The 23062-nt window shown below is 39.7% G+C and carries 18 protein-coding genes; 12 read left to right on the top strand and 6 right to left on the bottom strand.

The window, feature by feature from the left end; all coding sequences use genetic code 11:
• Nucleotides 1-30: 30 nt before the first annotated feature.
• The 5 genes from thiB (at nt 31) to ACLKML_RS10450 (ending at nt 6300) form a co-directional block, all read left to right on the top strand.
• Nucleotides 31-1014 carry a thiamine ABC transporter substrate binding subunit gene (gene thiB, locus ACLKML_RS10470; RefSeq protein ID WP_413285286.1) on the top strand — a complete coding sequence of 328 codons (984 nt, stop codon included), beginning with the start codon at nt 31-33 and terminating at the stop codon, nt 1012-1014.
• Between the two features lie 4 nt (nt 1015-1018).
• Nucleotides 1019-2608 carry a thiamine/thiamine pyrophosphate ABC transporter permease ThiP gene (gene thiP, locus ACLKML_RS10465; protein WP_413285285.1) on the top strand — a complete coding sequence of 530 codons (1590 nt, stop codon included), beginning with the start codon at nt 1019-1021 and terminating at the stop codon, nt 2606-2608.
• Nucleotides 2595-3320, top strand: coding sequence for a thiamine ABC transporter ATP-binding protein (thiQ, locus tag ACLKML_RS10460; RefSeq protein ID WP_413285284.1), 726 nt, complete (start codon nt 2595-2597; stop codon nt 3318-3320). The genes thiP and thiQ overlap by 14 nt, the downstream gene beginning before the upstream one ends.
• 276 nt (nt 3321-3596) lie before the next feature.
• Nucleotides 3597-5057 carry a mannitol dehydrogenase family protein gene (locus ACLKML_RS10455; RefSeq protein ID WP_413285283.1) on the top strand — a complete coding sequence of 487 codons (1461 nt, stop codon included), beginning with the start codon at nt 3597-3599 and terminating at the stop codon, nt 5055-5057.
• A gap of 226 nt (nt 5058-5283) precedes the next feature.
• A complete protein-coding gene (locus tag ACLKML_RS10450; protein ID WP_413285282.1) occupies nt 5284-6300 on the top strand; it encodes a class I mannose-6-phosphate isomerase in 1017 nt (338 codons plus the stop codon).
• A gap of 146 nt (nt 6301-6446) precedes the next feature.
• Here ACLKML_RS10450 and ACLKML_RS10445 read toward each other — a convergent pair whose 3' ends face one another.
• Nucleotides 6447-7823 carry a PhoH family protein gene (locus ACLKML_RS10445; RefSeq protein ID WP_413285281.1) on the bottom strand — a complete coding sequence of 459 codons (1377 nt, stop codon included), beginning with the start codon at nt 7821-7823 and terminating at the stop codon, nt 6447-6449.
• A 439-nt stretch (nt 7824-8262) separates the two neighbouring features.
• Here ACLKML_RS10445 and rapA point away from each other — a divergent pair, with 439 nt between their 5' ends.
• Both rapA and rluA read left to right on the top strand, forming a co-directional pair.
• A complete protein-coding gene (gene rapA, locus ACLKML_RS10440) occupies nt 8263-11166 on the top strand; it encodes an RNA polymerase-associated protein RapA (protein ID WP_413285280.1) in 2904 nt (967 codons plus the stop codon).
• A 104-nt stretch (nt 11167-11270) separates the two neighbouring features.
• A complete protein-coding gene (gene rluA / locus ACLKML_RS10435) occupies nt 11271-11999 on the top strand; it encodes a bifunctional tRNA pseudouridine(32) synthase/23S rRNA pseudouridine(746) synthase RluA (RefSeq protein ID WP_413285279.1) in 729 nt (242 codons plus the stop codon).
• 13 nt (nt 12000-12012) lie between these two features.
• Here the strand turns inward: rluA and ACLKML_RS10430 are convergent, their stop codons facing one another.
• The 4 genes from ACLKML_RS10430 to argR form a co-directional block, all read right to left on the bottom strand.
• Nucleotides 12013-12450 (bottom strand): universal stress protein, encoded by a 438-nt coding sequence (locus ACLKML_RS10430; RefSeq protein ID WP_413285278.1) that lies wholly within the window; start codon nt 12448-12450, stop codon nt 12013-12015.
• Between the two features lie 164 nt (nt 12451-12614).
• A complete protein-coding gene (locus ACLKML_RS10425) occupies nt 12615-15194 on the bottom strand; it encodes a TRAP transporter permease (protein ID WP_413285277.1) in 2580 nt (859 codons plus the stop codon).
• A gap of 195 nt (nt 15195-15389) precedes the next feature.
• On the bottom strand, nt 15390-16352 hold the full coding sequence (locus ACLKML_RS10420; protein WP_413285276.1) for a TAXI family TRAP transporter solute-binding subunit: 963 nt from the start codon (nt 16350-16352) through the stop codon (nt 15390-15392).
• A 380-nt stretch (nt 16353-16732) separates the two neighbouring features.
• Nucleotides 16733-17203, bottom strand: a complete 471-nt coding sequence (gene argR, locus ACLKML_RS10415; RefSeq protein ID WP_413285866.1) for a transcriptional regulator ArgR — start codon at nt 17201-17203, stop codon at nt 16733-16735.
• A gap of 336 nt (nt 17204-17539) precedes the next feature.
• Between argR and mdh the strand changes: the two genes are divergently transcribed.
• Both mdh and ACLKML_RS10405 read left to right on the top strand, forming a co-directional pair.
• Nucleotides 17540-18475, top strand: coding sequence for a malate dehydrogenase (mdh, locus tag ACLKML_RS10410; RefSeq protein WP_413285275.1), 936 nt, complete (start codon nt 17540-17542; stop codon nt 18473-18475).
• Between the two features lie 168 nt (nt 18476-18643).
• Nucleotides 18644-19480: a MurR/RpiR family transcriptional regulator gene (locus ACLKML_RS10405; protein WP_413285274.1), complete on the top strand. Its 837-nt coding sequence runs from the start codon at nt 18644-18646 to the stop codon at nt 19478-19480.
• A 124-nt stretch (nt 19481-19604) separates the two neighbouring features.
• Here the strand turns inward: ACLKML_RS10405 and ispB are convergent, their stop codons facing one another.
• Nucleotides 19605-20576, bottom strand: a complete 972-nt coding sequence (gene ispB, locus ACLKML_RS10400; protein WP_413285273.1) for an octaprenyl diphosphate synthase — start codon at nt 20574-20576, stop codon at nt 19605-19607.
• Between the two features lie 270 nt (nt 20577-20846).
• Here ispB and rplU point away from each other — a divergent pair, with 270 nt between their 5' ends.
• The 3 genes from rplU to cgtA all read left to right on the top strand — a co-directional run bounded on the left by rplU (nt 20847) and on the right by cgtA (nt 22878).
• On the top strand, nt 20847-21158 hold the full coding sequence (rplU, locus tag ACLKML_RS10395; protein WP_317718223.1) for a 50S ribosomal protein L21: 312 nt from the start codon (nt 20847-20849) through the stop codon (nt 21156-21158).
• A 21-nt stretch (nt 21159-21179) separates the two neighbouring features.
• Nucleotides 21180-21437, top strand: coding sequence for a 50S ribosomal protein L27 (gene rpmA / locus ACLKML_RS10390; protein WP_317718224.1), 258 nt, complete (start codon nt 21180-21182; stop codon nt 21435-21437).
• Between the two features lie 262 nt (nt 21438-21699).
• Nucleotides 21700-22878: an Obg family GTPase CgtA gene (gene cgtA, locus ACLKML_RS10385; protein WP_413285272.1), complete on the top strand. Its 1179-nt coding sequence runs from the start codon at nt 21700-21702 to the stop codon at nt 22876-22878.
• Nucleotides 22879-23062 lie beyond the last annotated feature (184 nt).

Here is a 23062-nt window from a genome sequence, read left to right as displayed (position 1 = left end):
TGTGCCGCTCATAGACATGGAGAGCGCCCAGTGAAATACACAATTTCAGCTTTAGCAATAACCCTTTCATTTTCTACTTTCGCCGCCGATAAATTAACGGTTTATACTTACGATTCATTTGCTTCTGATTGGGGCCCAGGGCCTAAAATAGAAAAAGCGTTTGAAGCTCAGTGTGGCTGTGACTTAGAGTTTGTTGCCTTAGATGATGGTGTTTCAATTTTAAATCGTCTTCGTTTAGAAGACAGCAATAGCAAAGCGGATGTTATTTTAGGTTTAGACACTAATTTGATGGCAGAAGCAAAAAATACCGGTTTGTTAGCTGAACACAGTGTTGATACCTCTGCAACTATTTTACCAAATGGTTGGTCTGATAACACCTTTGTGCCTTTCGATTTTGGTTACTTTGCTTTTGTCTACAACAAAGAAACCTTAAAAAATCCACCAACGAGCCTAAAAGAATTGGTTGAAAAACGTGATGACTTGAAGGTTATTTATCAAGATCCGCGAACATCGACTCCTGGCCAAGGTTTAATGCTGTGGATGAAGTCGATTTATGGTGATGATTCAAGCCAAGCGTGGAATCTGTTAGCGAAAAAGACAGTTACTGTTACCAAAGGTTGGTCAGAAGCTTACTCTATGTTTTTAGAGGGAGAATCGGATTTAGTCTTGTCTTATACCACATCACCTGCCTATCACTTGATTGCAGAAAATGACGATAAATATGCTGCCGCTAACTTTAGTGAAGGGCATTACATGCAAACGGAAGTCGCGGCTAAAGTGAAAAACTCTAGTCACTCTAAACTTGCCGATCAGTTTATGAGTTTCATTTTAAGTGATGAATTCCAAACGGTAATGCCAACAGGAAATTGGATGTATCCTGTTACAAATGTTTCCTTACCAAAAGGATTTGAAACTCTGACTACCCCACAAAAAGCGTTGTCTTATTCTGCAGAGGAAGTAGCAAAAATGCGTAAAACGTGGATCCGTGAATGGCAGTCTGCGTTAGTGAAATAACCCTATGAATCAAACGCCGAAATTAGGACTGATTATTGCGGTATGTATTGCTTTATTTGTGCTTTCGGCGTTAGGAGCGTTGATTTCCTACGCTCCTAACCTCAATCTAAGTCAAATTGTCTCTGATCCTTACTATCTGCATGTAACCAAGTTTAGTTTTTATCAAGCTTTATTATCGACTATGTTTAGTGTTGGATTAGCCATCCCCGTTGCTCACTCTTTGTCGCGAAGACAGTTTATGGGTAAAGCTCTATTGCTTAAGTTATTTTCTAGCACATTGGTGTTACCAGTATTAGTTGGTGTTTTTGGTCTATTGGCAATTTATGGCAATAGTGGATTGATAGCAAAATTGTTCAATTGGTTTGACAATGAATTACCTTTTTCAATTTATGGGTTAAACGGTATTTTATTGGCTCATGTCTTCTTTAATTTACCTTATGCTAGTCGTTTACTATTACTTTCATTAGAAGGGATCCCCGCAGAGCAACATAAGCTTTGCGCTCATCTCGGTATGGGGTATTGGTATAAGTTTAAATGGATTGAATGGCCAAGACTACGCCAGCAACTTCCTCACGTTTGTGGTTTGGTGTTTATGCTGTGCTTTACCAGTTTTGCTACAGTCATGGCGCTAGGTGGTGGCCCGAAATCAACGACGATCGAGTTGGCGATATACCAGGCGATCAAATTTGACTTTGATCTACAAGCCGGCGCGTTGTTGGCCATATGGCAGATGTTGTTGTGTGGTGGATTATCTTTAGCAATACAAAAAGTAAGTAAGAAAAATATATTAACGCTTGAACCAAGTTTACGCCCAATACGCTTTATTCACGAAAGTAAAGCAGCACAGTGCTGGGATAGTTTTTGGATTTTATTTTCTTCATTGGTTGTTTTACCACCATTAGTAATGGTGGTAATTAGTGGCTTTAATTCAAAATTATGGCAAGTATTACAAGATAATCGCTTTTGGCAAGCTGTAGAAGCGTCGTTAAGTATTGCGTTTATTGCCAGTATATCGGCTTTGTGTATTGGCATCGGTATATTACAAACCAGTCGAATATGGCGAATAAAAGGTCAGTTTCATTTAGCAAATGGCATCGAGCTTATCGGAACCATTATTCTGGTTACTCCCGGATTAGTCATTAGCACAGGGTTATTTTTATTGTTAAGAAAAACAGCTGATGTCTACAGCCTTGCATTCTTCATTGTTGTGGTGGTGAACAGTTTGATGGCATTGCCCTATGTGATTAAAACGTTAGCGGAACCTTTTTTTCAAATAATACAACAGTACCAGATGTTGACGACAAGCTTAGGCATGCAAGGATGGCGTCGGTTTTTATTGATAGAATGGAGAGCGCTACAAAAACCCATTGCACAAGCTTTTACGATAAGTTTTATGCTTTCCATGGGGGATCTAAGTGCTATCGCTTTATTTGGTAGCCAAGATTTTAAAACCTTACCACTATATTTGTACCAATTATTAGGCAGTTACCAGATGGAAGCGGCAGCTGTAGTATCGCTTGTTCTTCTTTTATTGAGTGTTGGAAGTTTTACGTTGGTAGAAACCTTATTTGGGAGATCGCATGCTCAGAATTGATGGTATTCAATATCGTTATCATAAAGATATTTTTCAGTTCGATTTATCGATAAATGATGAAAGTATCGTGGCGCTTATGGGACCGAGTGGTGCTGGCAAGTCGACATTATTGGCGTTGATTGCGGGTTTTATATTGCCAGAAAAAGGAGATATACAAGTCAATAATCAGTCACTACTTGGTATGGCACCGCATGAAAGACCTTTTTCTATGTTATTTCAAGAGCACAATTTATTTAGTCATTTGACAGTTCGAGAAAATATCGGATTGGGTTTACATCCTGGCTTAAAGTTAACAAACGCACAAAAAATACAGGTTATCTCTGCTGCAAAACAGGTTGGAATTGAGGAAATGCTAGATCGCACACCAGAAAAACTATCTGGCGGTCAGAAACAACGTGTAGCGTTAGCGCGTTGCTTTGTTCAGCCTCACCCCATTTGGTTGCTAGACGAACCGTTTTCTGCTTTAGATCCTATTTTAAGAAATGAAATGCTGTTGTTGGTGAAACAACTGGCGGAAGAACGAGGCATTACGGTTGTCATGGTGACGCATCATGTTAGCGATGCAAAGGCGATCGCTACCGATTTTGTCTTTGTTGATGAATTAAAAGCATTGGTCCATGAGCCATTATCATTATTGAGCGATAAGCATGAAAATGAAAAGCTGCGAGCTTTCGTGAAATTTGGATTGTCAGATAAAGCTACTTCAACATAATCATTTAACTTGCGTTATGCCTTACAACATTTGCCTATTAGCGTTATAGCCTTCAGAATCTTCAGAACTTACAGGATGCGAATTGGTCGACCGATTCGCGTCCTGTAATTATTTATTGTGCTTTTATTCGGTATAATTATTCATTTAGACAAAATAAAAGTAAATTGGTTGATGAAAATCACGTTTGCATTCAATTTGGGTTGACCAATTTTCGTGGTGAGATATTTTCTTTATTAATATCATCAGACAATAAATAATCGCTAAGGCAATTTAACTATGCTAGACAAAGACTATCAACAAGAGAAACAAGATCCCATATATCAACGTTCTTTACTAAAGAGTCGCATTGTTCATTTTGGTTTTGGTGCTTTTCACCGTTCTCATCAAGCTCTTTATACTAGTGAGTTACTTAGTTTGACTGGTGGAGATTGGGGGATCTGTGAAGTTGACTTATTCGGTCAACAAAATATCGAGCAGTTACGTCAACAAGATCATCGTTATCATGTTTTAGAAAAAGGCTCTGAATCCAATACATTAAAACTTTCCAGTTCAATTAATGAATCCCTACATGCCCATCTTGATGGTTCTGCCGCCATTATATCTAAATTGATAGAACAACAAGTTGCTATCGTTTCTATGACGATTACCGAAAAAGGCTACTGCGCCGATTTTCTTAGTGGGAGGTTAGATGTTAATAATAGTTTGATCAAAAAAGATCTGGCTAATCCTCAACAGCCTTGTTCAGTTGTTGGATATATAGTGGAAGGGTTAAGGCTCAGAAAAGAGCGTGGTGTAAAACCGTTTACCGTCATGTCTTGCGATAATATCAATAGTAATGGGCACGTAGCGAAAGCGGTGATCTTAGATTACGCCAACCTGATTGACCCAGCTCTAGGTCTTTGGATAGACCAGCATGTCACATTTCCATGCACCATGGTTGACCGAATTACACCAGCAGTTACAGCTGAAGATGAAAAAGATATTGCGACTATCTTAGGCTATAACGATCCTTGTGCGGTTGTTTGTGAACCGTTCAGACAATGGGTGATTGAAGATAATTTCGTTAATGGAAGACCGGAGTGGAATAAAGTAGGCGCTCAGTTTGTTGCCGACGTCGCGCCATTTGAAGAGATGAAGTTACGCATGCTCAATGGTAGCCATTCATTTATGGCTTATATGGGTTATCTAGCTGGTTATGACTACATTTCAGAAGTAATTTCCGATCCAGACTTTCGATTTGCAGTGCATGAACTAATGATGAATGAGCAAGCTGAATCTTTAAATACGCCACCAGATATCGATTTAAATGCGTATGCCAATATGCTAATTGAACGTTTTTCTAACCCAAGCTTAAAACATCGAACGTGGCAAATAGCTATGGATGGTAGTCAAAAAGTGCCACCTAGATTTTGCGAATCGATCGCCATTTTGCAAGCTAAGCATAAATCAATTAAATGGTTGAGCTTAGGCGTTGCTGCGTGGATGAAATATGTAGGACGCTGTGACGATCTTGGTAGATCTATTGATGTTGTTGATCCATTAATTCAACAGTTTGACAGCGTTTATAAAAAATACCCAGACAACCACGATATTGTACTTAATCTACTGGCAATAAGTTCTATTTTTAGTGTGGACTTAGTTAAAGATAAGCCGTTTGTATCATTAATTATTAAACAATATGAATTGTTAAACACTAACGGGGCGAAACGAACGATTAAGCAGTTGTTGTCTGATTAATTTAACCTTACTTAAGTTATTGATGTTTTTGGTATTGTTTGGGCTGTTTATCTTTATAAAAATCGCTCTTGTTTATCGTTCTTATTTGAATTTATAAAGCTTTTTGTATCAGCAAAAGTGACTTAGGTTTTTGGCATTAGAAATAAGTGAGTTACAAATGAATTATGAAGGAAAAGTACTAACTTTTACCCAAAATAGAGTCTGGAGAACGTATACAGGTGGACGAATGTTAGACCAGATTGCTAATGTTGCTTCCCCTGAAGATAATCATTTTCCTGAAGATTGGATCGGTTCTACAACACAAGCAACCAATAAAGGAAGAGAGCATCTTTCTGAAGGTGTTTCCTCGGTTATTATTGGTGGTGAACCGGTTAAGTTTGATTGTTTAATAGATTCTGATCCTAATTATTTTTTAGGCGCTCATCATGTAGACAAATTTGGCAACAATCCTATGTTGCTGGTTAAGTATCTAGATTCATCCGTTCGATTGCATTTTCAGGTTCACCCTACCGCAGAGTTTGCTCAGGAAAGTTTGAATTCGCCTTGTGGTAAAGCCGAAGCTTATTATGTTCTGCAAGCTAGAGAGGAGGTTGAGCAACCTTATATTTATCTAGGTTTTCAACACCCACCTGAAAGGGACAAGTTGAAATCAATGATCGAAGTACAGGATATTGATGCGATTAGCGATTGTTTTGAGAAAATAGAGGTAAAACCGGGAGATAGTTTTTATATTCCTGGTGGGGTTCCTCATGCCATTGGAGAAGGGCTACTCATTATTGAGATAATGGAACCTTCTGATCTTGCTGTGCGTTTTGAATTTGAAAAGTCAGGCTATGTTATGCCTGAAGAAGCTCGATTTATGAGTCGCGATCTGGATTTTTGTTTAGATGTGTTTAACTTTGAACAGGTATCCAAACAAGACGTTTACCAAAGATACCAACAAACACCGTTATTTTTGACTCAGTATAATGAGCAATCACATAAAGAATCACTGGTGGATTCCAGAGCAACCAAAAGCTTTCGTGTATGTAAATCGGTGATTAAAGGTGTGGTGGACAAATCGGAACCAGATTTCTATATTGGTTTAATCGTTAATGGTGAATGCACGATTACTTGTGGTGGTGAACAAACGCATTTAACTCGATTCGATAAATTTTTCTGCCCACATGGTATCGACTCTATTACTATAGAATCGAGTGACGGTGTAGAAATTTTAGAATGTTATCCTCCACTCGCAGAGTAATATTGTGTAACCGTTATGCTGATGATGTATTTTTGTTCGCTGCCTGATCTTCATTACTTCTATTATTGATAAAACAACAACGCTACTCTGAGTATACCGTAAGGCATCTCAGAATAGCGTTTAATAACTTATCGTGAGACGGTTAATTACAAATTTTCCTCTGCAAATTCCGCCAAGCGGCTTCTTACTACTCCATTCAAGTGCACATTGGCACTGCCTTCAAAGTTTTTAAAGCGTTCCACCATATAAGTAAGCCCAGAGGTTACGGGGGTTAAATAAGGTGAATCGATTTGTGCTAAGTTACCGGAACAAACGATTTTGGTGCCTTCTCCGCAACGGGTGATAATGGTTTTAATTTGTGAAGCGGTTAGATTTTGGCATTCATCTAACAAAACAAAGGCGTTTTGAATAGAACGACCGCGCATGAAGTTAATCGATTTAAATTGAATATTCGCTTTCTCACAAATATACTTGAGTGAGCCTTCACTACAATGATCGTGCTTGTGTAATGCTTCAAGTGTGTCGGTCACTGCTGCTAACCAGGGCAGCATTTTCTCTTCTTCTGTTCCTGGTAAAAAGCCTATAGATTCGCCAATATCGGGAGTGTTGCGGGTAACGATTATTTTATCAAATTGAAATTTTTCGATAGAAAGTTCCAATGCAGCAGCCATTGCTAGCAAAGTTTTTCCACTACCTGCTGCGCCAGTTAAGATAACAAGATCGATTTCTGGGTCCATTAAAGCGTCAAATGCCATTGATTGATAGATGTTTTTCGGCGTAATATCCCAGATTTTTCTATGCATCATTCTTTCTCTACTGAGATCCTTTATTGTGACTTTCTCATCTTTTATTGATTCTACTCTCCCTGCAAAATCTGTTTCTTCATCGATCAAATATTGGTTTATATAGGTTGGTTGTAACGCCGCTTTATCGATTGAATGATAAGTACGGCCTTCAACGGTATAGCTATCGACATTGTCTAAATTTTGCCAAAAGTTACCTGTGTAATTATAAAAACCTTTGGTTAAGTATTGCACATCATCGATTAATTGGTCAGAACGGTAATCTTCAACAAAACGGACTCCAGCTCCTTTCGCTCGCAAGCGCATGTTGATATCTTTGGTTACTAATACAACATCTCGTGATGACTTCTTATTTTGGAGAGATAATACGGCGTTTAATATACGATTATCACCTGCTTTATCGGCGAATGCTTTAACGGTTTCTTGTAAGCCAAAATCTGCCAGAATGGCAATACTTCCTGTTGCGCTGATCTCTTTTGAGTATGGAATGCCTTCGGAAATTTGTTCTGGAGTTGCATCGCGAAATATGTCTTCTAAAGCGCGAATAGCGACTCGAGCATCACGTGCTACATCTCGTTTGCTGTCTTTAATTCTGTCCAATTCTTCGAGGACAGTCATGGGAATAATTACGTCGTGTTCTTGAAAGGAATAGATTGCGAAAGGTTCATGCAGAAGAATATTGGTATCTAAAACAAAAATTTTCCTATCGGTATCGCCCATAAGCATCTCCTTTACCGCGCATTGCGGTTAGCTTAATTAACACATTTATGACTAATGATTCATTGTATTCGTTAGTCATAAACCAGTTTTGGCCAAAATTTATCCAATTCGATGCACCGATATTGATGGTACATCCATTATAAGTATATGTAATAAATGTGAACTTGGTATTTAGATTTCTCATAGATACATGACGGTTTTATGTAAATATCTATTCGATTTGATAATTGTCAGTTTATTCTTTTTTAGTCGTGACCTACATCACGGCTTGAAGTAATATTGGCGACCTTAAAAATTCTCGACTTTTCTTTGCGAATAAAATGCAGAATCGTTGTTTTTATCAGCCTATAATAATGTGTATAGATAGGTATAACAGAATAGATAGACCAGAATAGAGATACTTAAACTGGTCTACTCCAACATAGAGGTAATCAGATATATGGCATTTGCTTTGGGTCAGCGCTGGATCAGTGATACAGAAAGCGATTTGGGTTTAGGTACCATCGTAGAACAAGATGCAAGAACCGTAACATTGATGTTTGCTGCGTCAGAAGAAAACCGAGTCTACGCCCAAAAAGACGCCCCAATAACACGAGTTATTTTCCATGTTGGAGATACAATTGAAAGCCAAGAAGGTTGGTCTCTTTTAGTTGAAGAAGTTCGAGAAGATAAAGGCTTGCTTACCTATGTAGGTACCAGACAAGATAACCAAGAAAGCGATATTGCTCTTCGTGAGATTTTTCTTAGCAATCAAATTCGTTTTAATAAACCACAAGATAAGTTGTTCGCTGGTCAAATAGACCGTATGGATAATTTTGTATTGCGTTATAACGCGTTACACAATCAATATCAGCAGCATAAAAGCCCAATGCGTGGTCTTTGTGGTATGAGAGCTGGGCTTATCCCACATCAGTTATTTATTGCCCACGAAGTCGGACGTAGGCATGCGCCTCGTGTTTTATTGGCCGATGAAGTAGGGCTAGGTAAAACGATTGAAGCAGGGATGATTATTCATCAACAAGTATTATCAGGTCGAGCTGAACGAGTGTTGATTGTTGTACCGGAAACATTGCAGCATCAGTGGTTGGTTGAGATGATGCGCCGTTTTAATTTACATTTTTCTATCTTTGATGAAGAACGCTGTATAGAAGCTTGTTTTGAGGCGGCTAATCCTTTCGACACGGCTCAGTATGTACTATGTTCGTTAGGCTTCTTAACTAAAAACCAAAAGCGCTTTGAGCAGATTGTTGATGGCAATTGGGATCTTTTAGTTGTCGATGAAGCACACCACTTGGAATGGAGTGTTGATGCGCCTAGCCGTGAGTATCAAGTGGTAGAAGGTTTAGCTAATAATACCGAATCCGTATTATTGTTAACCGCCACGCCAGAGCAATTAGGCCACGAGAGTCATTTTGCTCGTTTGCGTTTGTTAGATCCAGATCGTTTTTATGATTATCAAGCGTTTGTGCAAGAAGAAAAACAATATGAACCGGTTGCTGATGCGGTGAGTAACTTATTTTCTGGTTTAACACTGGAAAATAGCGCTAAAAATCAGATAACAGAGTTGCTTTCAGAACAAGATGTAGAACCTCTGTTTAGAATAATTGAATCCGATGCTTCTGAACAAGACAAAGCTAATGCACGTCATGAGCTAATTGAAAACTTGATGGATCGCCACGGCACAGGACGAGTCCTGTTTAGAAATACTCGTTCTGCGATTAAAGGGTTTCCACAAAGAAACGTACACCTTCTACCGATGGAAATGCCCGATCAATATGCGCGTGCGATCCGTGTTTCCAATATGTTAGATAAAGATTTATTGCCCGAAGCGCAAGCTATGAGAAAACTGTATCCTGAAGAGATTTTCCAGGATCTAGAAGGTGGGTCATGGTGGCAATTTGACTCACGTGTTAATTGGTTGATTGATAAAGTAAAAGAAAAACGTTCAGAAAAAATATTGGTGATAGCTTCTAGATCGACCACCGCATTGCAATTAGAACAAGCGTTGAGAGAACGTGAAGGTATTCGTGCAACGGTATTCCATGAAGGAATGTCGATTATTGAGCGAGATAAAGCCGCTGCGTATTTTGCCCAAGAAGAAGGGGGCGCTCAGGTACTTATTTGTTCTGAAATTGGTTCAGAAGGACGTAATTTCCAGTTTGCAAATCAGTTGGTTATGTTTGATTTACCGTTTAATCCAGATTTGCTAGAACAACGTATTGGTCGCCTTGATAGAATCGGCCAATTACGTGATATTGATATTTTTGTTCCGTATTTAGAAGGTTCCTCTCAAGGAATTCTTGCCCGTTGGTTTGAAGAAGGGTTGCAAGCTTTTTCCGAAACTTGTCCAACCGGTAGAGCGGTTTATGATCAATATTCAGATGATTTGATCGATTTATTAGCTGGTGGAAAAGAGCACGATTTAGAGCAACTCATAGAAGAGTCGAATAAGTTAAATCAAACTCTCAAAGTTCAACTGGAAAGTGGACGAGATCGTTTACTAGAGATGCATTCTAATGGCGGTGAGCAAGCATTAGAGATAGTAGAAAAAATTGCTAGCACTGATGGAGACACCAATTTGGTTTCCTTCGCGTTGAGTTTGTTTGACACTATTGGTTTAAATCAAGATGACAAAGGTGACAAAGCGTTAGTTGTAACACCGTCGGAACATATGATGGTACCGAGTTATCCAGGGCTTCCATACGATGGTGCGACCATAACATTTGATCGCGAAACGGCGCTTTCTCGTGAAGACATGAACTTTATGAGCTGGGAACACCCTATGATTCAAGGAGGGATAGATCTTCTGTTGAGTGAAGGGGTAGGAACAACGGCGGTATCTTTGCTAAAGAATAAAGCGTTACCGGTGGGAACCATGTTGCTGGAGCTGATTTATTTAGTAGATGCTCAAGCACCTAAACGCAGTGGTATTAGCGGATACCTACCTAAAACTCCGATTCGGTTAATGATGGATGGCAAAGGCAATGATCTTTCCGAGCAAGTTGAATTTGACAGTTTTAATCGTCAACTAAGCCCAGTCAATCGTCATCTAGCCAATAAGCTTGTGTCGAGTGTTCAGGCAGATATCCATAAACTGATTGAAGCTGGAGAGAAGTGTATTGACAGTAAATTGAAGGCGGTACGAGAGCAAGCTCAAAACGAAATGTCGAGTTCGTTAAATGCAGAATTAGAGCGGTTACAAGCGCTAAAAGCTGTGAACCCGAATATTCGTGATGAAGAACTACAAGCAATCGAGAAGCAAATTCAACAATTGACGGGCTACATTTCTCAGGCACAAATCCAATTGGATTCATTGCGACTTATTGTGGTTTCACATAATTAATATTTAGTATATTCATTATGTAGTCAATAAACCGCAAGCAAGGTATTAAGAGTACTTGCTTGCGGCTTATTTCCCCCTCTATTTTAATAAGATAATCATTACCTATGATCGACTACTCCCCTTCACAGCAACCCATTGAAATAACATTCCAAGATGAACATATTTTGGTCGCAAATAAACCTGCCGGGTTGCTGTCTGTTCCCGGAAGACTAGCACAACATTACGATAGTTTATGGAGCCGGTTGGTGGTGGATTATCCTGATATTCAAGTCGTACATCGTTTGGATATGGCAACATCAGGTTTGATGTTGTTTGCATTGACCAAACAAGCTGAACGACACATCAAAAAGCAGTTTCAATATCGTTTAACGCATAAGATTTACTATGCAAGAGTATGGGGACAGGTAGAGCAAGATGAAGGTTGTGTAGATTTACCGCTTATTTGTGATTGGCCAAATCGACCGAGACAAAAAGTCTGTTACGAACATGGTAAGCCATCTCAAACTAACTATCAGGTGGTTGAAAGAGAGAAAGAAACCACGCTGGTTCGTCTATTACCTATTTCAGGACGCTCGCATCAACTTCGAGTTCATATGATGGAACTTGGTCATCCGATTGTTGGCGATGAATTTTATGCACACCCAGCAGCGAAAGCGTATTCAGACCGATTGCAACTTCATTCAACGGAGTTGAGTTACTATCATCCAAGCAATAATGAATTAACCAGTGCTTTTGTGGCGTGTGATTTTTATCAAGCCGCGCAAGAACAAATTTGGCAGCATTTTAGTGCGGCTAAAATGCTGCCCGATTATAAGCTATTAACCAGCAGTTAATCTCGTGGTTAGCTTAGCCCTGAGGCTTGACGACTAAAACGTTAATTGGTGAGTTTTGAACGACTTTACTTGCCACTGAACCTAATACGACTTTATCAACTTTAGAGCGTTTATGGCTAGGCATAACAATCAAATCTGCACCCAATTTACTCGCGTACTCTAAAATCGTAGCGTAAGGCTTTCCTTCTGCTACGTGGGTCTTATAAACGATATCCTCATCTATATGTGCTATGGCAAACTTTTGCAGTTGATGCTTTACGTCTTGCTTCATTTTATTGGCGGCATCTTTGGGGAAATAAGTAGCAACCATCGACATATGAATGCCGGGAAGAACGGTTAACAGGTGCACCTCTGCATTAGATGTTTTAGCGTGCCATACCGCGAGCTCAATTGCCCTATCAGAAAAGCCTTTATCATTTAAGTCGACAGGAACAAGGATTTGTTTATACATTTCGTTATCTCTACATTAGGAAGGGGGTTACCCAAGTTATCCCTATTCATTACGTTACGATATTAACCACAATAGCAGCTGAAAATAATGCTAATTAAATAGTTTGTTAATATCGTATGTACTTCGCATAGTACGATAGAAACCATACTATGCGATTAAACGTACTATGCGCTCAGTTCATCCTTACGAGCACGGCGTTTCTGGTTAAAACCTAGACCAAACAATATCAACAAAGCAGGGACAAAAACCCACTCTTTCATTGGTCTATCAGCTTGTAAGATTACCGATTGTATTTCCCAATCGAAGTCGATACCAGCCGCTTCTGCTGGACTACCAAATTCGATCATATCAACGATCATCTTGTTATCTTTTTCAATTAACATTAGACCCATCGATGCAATACGCTCTTCTGAACCTTTTGCATCATCTTCAAATGGTAATATAACCGTTCTCTCAGTCGCTTTACCTTCTAGTGTTTCACCAGCAACTCTTAACTCAAGTGATTGTCCCACAGCGAGATTTTCGGTTACTTGAGCTATCTCAACTCCTGGGTAATGATCTTTCGCTGGATAAATCATATCCCACCAAAACCCTGGTCTGAAGAAGGTAAAGGTTAAGACGAGAAGGAGCAGTGTTTCCCACCATTTATTTTTAGTAAACCACCAGCCTTGAGTCGCAGCGGAAAAAATAAGCATTGCTGTGATTGAAGACATTATCGTGAGGAATAGATGCCACCAAGTATCCACACCCATAAGTAATAGTTGGGTGTTGAATATAAACATAAATGGCAATATTGCGGTTCGAATGTCATAGGTAAAGCCTTGAATACCCGTTCGAATAGGATCGGATTTTGCGATCGCTGCTGCAGCAAATGCCGCCAGACCAACCGGAGGAGTATCATCGGCAAGAATACCAAAATAGAACACGAACAAGTGGACCGCAATCAATGGAATAATCAGCCCATGAGCTGCCCCAAGTGTGACGATAACTGGAGCCATAAGGGTAGAAACAACAATATAGTTGGCGGTTGTTGGAAGTCCCATGCCGAGTACTAAACTAATAACGGCAGTGAATAACAACATTAAAATAATGCTACCGCCTGAGATAAACTCAACAAAGTCGGTCATTACTAAGCCGATGCCTGTTAAGGTTACTACACCAACTACCGTACCGGCCGCGGCTGTTGCTACGCCAATACCTATCATGTTGCGAGCACCAGAAACTAAGCTTTCGGAAAGATCGATAAAGCCTTCTTTAACACTTTGCTTAATATCCCCTTCTTTAGCAAATAAGGTCATAAGAGGTCGTTGTGTTAATAAAATAAAGATCATAAACACCGTTGCCCAGAATGCCGACAAGCCTGGAGAAAAACGCTCTACCGTTAAACACCACACCAACACAACAATCGGTAACAAGAAGTGCAGTCCAGATTTAATGGTAGGGCCGGCTTCTGGCACCTCGAGTAGTTCTTCATCTATTGACATAAGAGCATGCTCTCTATAGCGAGCAGAAATACTCACTAAACCAACATAAGCAATAAGCAATACGACCGTGACAATAGGAGTGGCAGCGTCACCAAATACATCTTTTGTCCAACCTACACCATAATAAACCGCAGCACTGATAATGCATAAACCTAAGATGGTTCCAACAAAAGAGAGCATGCTATGTAACAGTTTTGGTGTGTGGCGACGTGGTAAACCAGTCATACCCGCTTTACACGCTTCTAAGTGAACAATGTACAGTAAAGCAATGTAAGAAATCAGCGCAGGTAAAAGAGCAGCTCTAATGACTTCCACATATGAGATACCAACGTATTCAACCATGAGAAAAGCAGCTGCGCCCATAATTGGAGGCGTTAGCTGCCCATTAGTCGAAGCTGCAACCTCTACTGCACCGGCTTTTGTTCCCGGGAATCCGACTCTTTTCATCAAAGGAATCGTGAAGGTTCCGGTTGTCACTACGTTTGCTATTGAAGAGCCGGAGACTAGGCCTGATAACCCCGAAGCCACAACCGCTGCTTTTGCCGGGCCACCGCGCATATGACCAAGTAAAGAGAAAGCGACTTTTATAAAGTAAGCACCTGCACCTGCTCGATCAAGCATCGCTCCAAACAGAACGAACAAAAAGACAAAAGAAGTAGAAACACCTAACGCAACTCCAAATACACCTTCTGTTGTTAACCACAAATGAGACATCGCTTTGTTTAAGCTCGCTCCTTTATGGGCAATAACATCGGGCATATGTGGCCCAGCAAAGGTATAAAGTAGGAAAACTGCTGCAACTACCATCAATGGAGGGCCTAAGGCGCGTCGAGTTGCTTCTAAAAGCAACACCATACCAATGACCGCCGCAACAATATCAAAAGTGGTTGGTGCACCAGATCGTTCGGCAAGTTGAGCATAAAAAAGGTAGATGTAGCAAGCTGCAAAACTGCCTGCTAATGCTAGTATCCAATCGATCAACGGGACTCTATCTCGCGGAGAATTCGTCAGTGCTGGATAAGCGGTAAAGGCTAAGAAAATAGCAAACGTTAAATGAATAGAGCGAGCTTCAGTATCGTTAAGTACGCCAAAATTAAAAATAAACGGTAGTGGAGATGCGTACCAAAGTTGAAATAGTGACCAGCAAAGTGGTACAAGCCATAAAATACGTCCTGGGAAGCCTTTTGGGTTTCGGGCACCAGTATCGACTTGAGCCACCATTTCTTGCACATCTTGAGACGGTTTGGTTGCCTGCGTCATGTACTTTTTTCCTTATAGTGATGGTCTATTGTTACAGATCAAAGCTAGAGCGACTTACAGTTAATTTAATAAGTTAGTTTGATCTAGTGTAGCAAAGTGATTAGTTAAACAAATGAGTACTTAGTGAAATATTCAGTACTAAAATTATTAAGGAGGCGTTTGCCCCCTTAATTGTTTTAATTGGCTTATGAACAGTTATTTAAGGAGGCCAATTTCTTTGTAGTATCTTTCCGCTCCGGGATGAAGAGGAATAGAAATACCTGCGTGCACCATTTGTTCTTTTTGAAGATGAGCAAAAGCAGGATGTAAACGCTTAAATGTATCAAAGTTTTCAAATACAGCTTTGGTTACATTATAGGCGATATCGTCTGACACGTTAGTCGTGGTAACCATTGTCGCGGCTACACCAAAGCTATTAATGTCATTCTCTGTCCCACGGTAAGTTCCCGCAGGTAGATTGGTATGTGCATAATATGGATGTTCAGCAACAATTTTATCTATTTCTGGTCCAGTAGCGGAAACCAGTTTAGCATCACAAGATGTGGTGGCTTCTTTGATTGAACCATTCGGGTGGCCAACCATGTAGATAAAGGCATCGATTTTATTATCACACAGTGCTTGTGAACGTTCCGAGCCTTTAAGTTCTGAAGCTAGTTTGAAATTGTCTCTAGTCCAGCCAAATGCGTCCATCACCACACTCATAGTTGAGCGATCACCTGAGCCAGGATTACCAATATTCACTCGCTTTCCTTCTAGGTCGGCGACATTATTTATATCTGAGTCAGCACGAGCGATAATATTAAAAGGTTCAGTATGTAGAGAGAATATGGCTCGCAATTGTTTAAATTCATTTTGGAATTTGTCGCTGCCATTATAGCCATTATATTGAGCATCAGATTGAACTATACCGAAATCGAGTTCGCCTGCTTTCATCGTATTAATGTTGTAGATCGAACCACCAGTTGATTCAACAGAACAACGAATATTATGTGTTTTTCGGCCTTTATTGACCAACTTACAGATCGCACCACCTGTAGGGTAATAAACGCCAGTAACCGAACCAGTACCAATCGTGATGAATGACTGAGCATTCGCGGCGTGTACGCCTAATACAGTGATGGCAACAGCGCCAAATTGAATAAATTTTTTAAATGCCATGAATGTTCCTTTTTTATTCATTATGTTCCCTGTAATTAGCATAACTTATGTCGCTATTTACAGGTTTTTCCTTTTGGAAAAGGCATTTTTCCAAGATATATCTCGAAAAAGCGGGCGTATAATACCAAAAAAACAGATTTAATTATAATAATCATCATTATTACAAAATATCCAAGGCGTAATTGAAGTGATTGTGACTTGGTTTTTCTATTTCATTTTTTAAAAAAAAATCAGTGGGTTATTTTCTTTCTCTCTATTTGGCTAAATCAGTGGTCAACATACCCTGCAAAATAACCATCCTAAAATAAAGAGGCAGATCAAACGCATATTGACAGCAAAACTGTTTAATTATCACTTTCTTCAGAGTATTTAAACTGGCTTTATCCTGAGTATTCAAATAAAGAGCAGACAGAATTAAATAATTGCTTGGTTGTGACCGTAATAGTTGGAGTAATGAATATTGTATCATCACCAGCCACTACACCAAGTATGCCTTCTGATTTTCCTAGTGAATCAAGTAATCGAGCGATAAGTTGTGCTGCTCCTGGCCCTGTATGAATGACGACAATAGCATTGTTATAATCAATATCTAAAACCAGTTCACGCAATGGGCTCGACGTAGTTGGAACCCCTAGCTCCGCTGGCAAACAGTACACCATTTCCATTTTAGCATTTCTAGTTCTCACTGCTCCAAACTTGGTGAGCATTCGAGATACCTTAGACTGATTAATATTGTCAAAGCCTTCTACCCGAAGAGCATCAACAATTTCGCCTTGGGAGCCAAATCTTTCTTCTTTCAAAATAGCTTTAAAGGCTTTTACTAAATGATCTTGTTTTTCTGTATTGCGCATGATGTTTATTCGTCTCATACCATTCGATAGCTACATCTTCTCATATTTTTTCTACAATCATCAAATAATCGCCTGATATTTGTCGTTTTTATCACTGAATGTTAAAACCAAGAGTAAACATATTGGCAACACTTGGTTAACAAATGCTATATTGGATAAGTTGAAGATTTCAATGCAACTTTTGTAGCACGTTGTCTGTGAATTGCGCGAAGTCGCAAAGCTGACGTTAATTAATTGTATTCGATTAGTGATTCCTTTAATTTCTTTATAGACCTTACTTTTAATAAAAAAATACGTGATTCAAAATTAAAATTAACTTTCTCAAGGAGAACTACTATGAAAGTAGCCGTTATTGGTGCCGCTGGTGGAATAGGCCAAGCTCTTGCTTTATTACTGAAAAACCGCCTTCCTGCAGGTACTGATTTAGCCCTATATGATATCGCTCCAGTTACACCGGGTGTTGCTGCAGACTTAAGCCATATCCCTACACCTGTTTCGGTAAAAGGTTATGCAGGTGAAGATCCAACTCCAGCCTTAGAAGGCGCAGATGTAGTGCTTATCTCTGCAGGTGTTGCCCGTAAGCCGGGTATGGACCGTGCCGATTTGTTTAATGTTAATGCTGGCATTGTTAAATCTTTAGCTGAAAAAATTGCCGTGACTTGCCCTAAAGCCCTAGTAGGTATTATCACTAACCCAGTAAATACAACCGTTGCTATTGCGGCTGATGTACTTAAAAAGGCAGGGGTTTACGATAAACGTCGTTTATTTGGTGTAACGACTTTGGATGTCATTCGCTCTGAAACCTTTGTTGCCGCATTGAAAGATAAAGATCCTAGCGATGTTCGTGTTCCTGTTATTGGCGGCCACTCAGGTGTCACCATTCTACCTCTATTGTCTCAAGTTGAAGGGGTTGAATTTACGCAAGAAGAAGTGGCGGCATTAACAACTCGTATTCAAAATGCAGGAACAGAAGTTGTTGAAGCAAAAGCTGGCGGTGGTTCAGCAACCTTGTCTATGGGCCAAGCCGCTTGTCGTTTTGGTATCGCTCTTGTTAACGCTTTAAATGGCGAAGAGAACGTTATTGAATGCGCTTATGTAGAAGGGGGCGGTGAACATACACGTTTCTTCGCTCAACCTATTAAATTAGGTAAAGAAGGGGTTGAAGAAGTATTAAGCTATGGTGAATTAAGTGCATTTGAACAGCAAGCACTTGATGGAATGTTAGATACATTAAATGGCGATATTACTATCGGTGAAGAATTCGCTAAATAAAGCGAATGTCTGTCGAAATGATTCGATGTAAATAGCAACAAGCCCAGTGATTGAAGGCAGCGTTTTTACGCTGCCTTTTTTTGTTATAATATTTTATGCGTAAAACGAATGTACCGGGGTTTTTAGCCCTAAAATTGATAATGTAGTGGGATTGGCATGGCAAGATTAATGAAAAAGCTGATATCGCTATCTGAATCGAGCAGCGATGCGGAGATGAGGATAGCTAAACAACTTCTCAATCCTGATATTGATATCTCTGAGATGAGTGCGATTGCACTTGGTCGTTTATGTGGAGTGAGTAATGCTTCAATAGTACGTTTTGCTCAGAGCTTAGGTTATAAAGGCTATTCGGTTTTTAAATTCGATTTTGTTGCTGCGCAAAAAAACCATAATAGCTCGCAAATTTTTACTCACTTTGATCATAATGGTTCAAGCAAGACGATTATTGAAAGTTCTGCGAATTTATTACAGCAACATTTGCACAGTACCTTTGAGCATGTGTCTGACAAAACGATAGAGGTAGCATCGAAGGCTTTACATCAATCAAGTCGTGTTGTCATTCTAGCATTAGGAACGTCTTCTATTGTGGCCAACGCTATTAGTCAAAAACTGATGCTGCTTAATAAAGCGGTCATATTTCAAGCTGATGCCATTATACAAGAACAGTATTTGTTGCAGTTTACTGGCAATGATGTTGTGTTGGCACTTAGTGTTGCAGGAGGAACGGAACAAATAAACAGTAAAATCGCTACCGCTAAAGCCTGTGGTTGTAAGATTGTATCAATAACTCAAGCGAAACATTCAAAGTTGCATGAACTGTCTGACGTAGTTTTGCCTTTTATCTATGATGAAGGCAATGCAGAGACCATAAGCAGTATTGTGCAGATCTCTCAACTTGCATTATTTGATGTTGTGTTTAATCGGCTTGTTGCAATCGAGGCTGAAACGAACCCTCATTTAGCTGCACAAAGAAAGCAAGCTGTCATCAAAGCTAATTTAGTTTAGAAGCACTTTGTTGTAGGGAGCATTTGTTTTAGAGAGCACTTGTTTTAGAGTTCAATAGGTTTAGAGATAATTCGGTATAGAGATAAAAACAACACCTCTATACCGCTATATTTGTATCTCAATACTATTTATTTCGTTTTACACTTAAATGTGCAAGTGAAATTAACGCATCTTTATATTCAGATTCAGGTATCGCACTCAACTCATTAATGGCTTTATCTGCTTCATTGTAAGCGACTTGAGTAGTGTATTCTAAAGCGCCTGTTTCATGTAAAGCAGCAAGAATGTCGTCTAATTTTTCCATTCCATTTGCTTTTTCAATCGCTTCGCGAATCATCATTCTTTGCTGTTCATTACCATGTTTCATTGCGTAAAGTAGTGGCAGTGTTGGTTTTCCTTCGGCTAAATCATCACCGACATTTTTGCCCATTTCTTTTCCGTCTGCTGTGTAGTCGAGAACATCATCGATTAATTGAAAAGCAGTACCTAAATATTTACCATAGTTTTGCATGGCAAGTTCGATGCTCTCTGGGGCATCATTTAATATCGCCCCTATTTGAGTAGCCGATTCGAACAGTCGAGCTGTTTTTGAATAGATAACTTGCATATAACTCTCTTCGGAAGTATCAGGATCGTTGCAATTGATCAATTGCTGAACTTCACCTTCAGAAATCACATTTACTGCTTCACTCATTAAAGAAAGGATCCTTAATGATCCTAGGCTAGTCATCATTTGGAAGGCTCGTGTATACATATAATCGCCAACTAGGATGCTTGAAGCATTACCAAACGCGATGTTTGCGGTTTCTTTTCCTCTACGCATGTCAGACTCATCGACAACGTCATCATGCAGGAGAGTGGCGGTATGAATAAATTCGATAAAAGCGGCCGCCATCTGATGATCTTGCCCTTTGTATCCCAGTGCCCTTGCAGTCAACAATGCCAAAAGAGGTCGAATGCGTTTGCCTCCTCCACTTATAATATAAAAACCAAGTTGATTGATTAATGTCACTTCTGAGTTTAATTGTGCTTGAATTATTTCGTTCACTTTTGCCATATCATTGGCAGTCAGTGTTTGGATAGCTTTAAAATCCATGTTCATTCCGGCTAAGTTTAGGCCCGATAAAGGGGAGCTGTTTCTAATTATTGTGTAATAATACACTAAAAATCATTGTAAAATGTACGTTCTAGAGGCATGATTCTCTCACTTTTGTTTGGCGATTATGTTTTCGCCATTTATTTACAAATATGGCTTGTCATAGGAAGTACATTCACGTAGAATCTGCGCCCTATTGATGATTAGTTTAGCGCACACCCCAAATGCTCGTACAATTGCATAGGCTGTGCGGAAAAAGCGGAGTAAAAAATGTACGCTGTTTTCCAATCTGGTGGTAAACAACACCGAGTAAGCGAAGGTCAAACCCTTCGTTTAGAGAAATTAGACGTTGAAACTGGCGCAACAGTTGAGTTCGATACTGTTCTTATGGTTGCTAATGGTGAAGAAATTGCTGTTGGCGCACCTCTTGTTGAGGGCGGTAAAGTAACTGCGGAAGTGGTTCAACACGGTCGTGGCGATAAAGTTAAAATCGTTAAGTTCCGTCGTCGTAAGCACTCTCGTAAACAACAAGGCCATCGTCAGTGGTTCACTGAAGTGAAAATCACTGGCATCAGCGCTTAATTTAGTTAGGAGAGATATACAATGGCACACAAAAAAGCTGGCGGTTCTACTCGTAACGGTCGCGATTCAGAAAGCAAACGTCTTGGCGTTAAGCGTTTTGGTGGCGAATCAGTTCTAGCGGGTAATATCATCGTTCGTCAACGTGGTACTAAGTTCCACGCGGGCACAAACGTTGGTATCGGTAAAGACCATACTCTTTTTGCTTTATCGGAAGGTAAAGTGAAGTTTGAAGTAAAAGGTGCTAAAAACCGTAAGTTCGTAAGCATCGAAACTGAGTAATTTAGTTTCAAGCTGAATTTAAAAGCCCTGCCAATTCGGCGGGGCTTTTTATTTATAGAAAATGGAGTACTTATAAGAAAGCTGAGTACTTATAGAAGAGCATAAAGAACGGAGCTTTCCTTTATTGTTTAGGAAAGGGGCTTTCTTTATGTTCTATTGAATAGATAGTATTAGATCTTGGGTGATCGATCAGATTAATTTGGATCTGCTAGAATAGTATCAATCTATTAAGATGATATTGCACCCAATGCGGAGTTAAGAGATGAAGTTCGTAGATGAAGCGGTTGTAAAAGTAGAAGCTGGTGATGGTGGTAACGGTATTGTTAGTTTCTGGCGAGAAAAATTTATAACCAAAGGCGGCCCTGATGGCGGCGATGGCGGCGATGGTGGCGATGTATACCTTGTTGCTGATGAAAATTTAAATACTCTTATTGATTATCGTTTTCAGCGTTTTTACGCTGGCGAACGTGGTGAAAATGGCCGTGGCGGTAATTGTACGGGGAAGCGTGGTAAAGATAAAATATTACGTGTACCTGTTGGTACCCGTGCTGTTGATATTCATACAAATGAAGTAGTTGGTGAAGTCGCAGAGCATGGTAAAAAAGTTATGATAGCCAAAGGCGGCTGGCATGGGTTGGGCAACACTCGCTTTAAATCTTCAGTCAATAGAGCGCCTCGTCAAAAGACGATGGGGACCAAGGGAGAAGTGAGAGAATTACGCTTAGAGCTTCTTCTTTTAGCTGATGTGGGTATGTTAGGATTGCCTAATGCAGGTAAGTCTACTTTTATCCGTTCTGTTTCCGCAGCGAAGCCAAAAGTCGCTGATTATCCATTTACCACTTTGATTCCTAGTTTAGGCGTTGTAAGCGTTGTTTCTGGTAAGAGTTTTGTGGTTGCTGATATTCCAGGTCTGATTGAAGGTGCTGCTGAGGGTGCTGGATTAGGTATTCGTTTCCTTAAGCATTTAGAACGATGTCGAGTTCTATTGCATATGGTCGACATTATGCCGATAGATGGCAGTGACCCAGTGCAAAATGCATTGACGATTATCGATGAACTTGAACAATATAGCGATAAAGTTTCTCAAAAACCTCGTTGGTTGATCTTTAATAAGGTGGATCTTCTTCCTGAAGATGAAGCGGATGAAAAGATCCAAGAGATCTTAGGTGCCCTTGGCTGGGAAGAACAATTTTTCAAGATATCAGCTGTAAATAAAAGTGGAACAAAAGAACTTTGTTATAAGCTGGCTGATTTTATGGATTCTTTACCTAAAGAAAAAATTGAGATTAGCGAAGAAGAGAAAGTGGATTTCATGTGGGATGATTACCACAAAGATGCTTTATCTGGAAAAGACGTTATCACTGAAGATGGTTGGGACGATGATGATGATGACTGGGATGACGATGAAGACGATGGCCACGTTATCTATGTACGTGAATAATGATCATTAAATGATTATTATCAATAAAACCGCAGCATTTGTTGCGGTTTTTTTATATTCAAATCATTTTATAGCGATCGATTTTAATGCAATATAGCTGTTACAGAATGCTAACGGTTATAACTCGATAATGAAAAAGGACTATTGGTGGAAACGATATCAAGTGTAGAGAAAAGTTCGGATA

The organism is Vibrio sp. MA40-2, assembly GCF_047302445.1.
Lineage (GTDB): Bacteria > Pseudomonadota > Gammaproteobacteria > Enterobacterales > Vibrionaceae > Vibrio.
The sequence above is the reverse complement of the archived record's forward strand: the minus strand, read 5'-3'. Positions and strand labels throughout refer to the sequence as shown.